The sequence below is a fragment of the Bacillus sp. SIMBA_005 genome, assembly GCF_046535585.1.
GTDB classification, from domain to species: domain Bacteria; phylum Bacillota; class Bacilli; order Bacillales; family Bacillaceae; genus Bacillus; species Bacillus pumilus.
Genome location: NZ_JAWRWI010000949.1, coordinates 1 through 246 on the forward strand (window position 1 = coordinate 1; position 246 = coordinate 246).

Consider the following 246-nt stretch of genomic DNA (forward strand, 5'->3'; position numbering starts at 1 on the left):
TATTATAGGATCGTCCAACTTTACAGCAGGAGGAATTTACAATAATATTGAGACAAACGCAATTATAGATGACCCAATATATCTTCAAGAAATTGACAGAGAATTTTTCAAACTGTGGGAGAGCTCATTCAGATTGCAACCAAGCGATCTAGAAGCATTTAAAATAATATTTGAAAACTTCAAAAAAAATGCTGAGAAAGAAAAAAAGGAGCAGGGAGAATTCGAAAAAAAGATTTTAGCAAATAG

1 protein-coding gene is annotated in these 246 nt (G+C 31.7%); it reads left to right on the forward strand.

The features are described from left to right. Nucleotides 1-246: phospholipase D-like domain-containing protein (locus SB660_RS22900; RefSeq protein ID WP_410584817.1), on the forward strand; the 246-nt coding region annotated here is incomplete at both ends.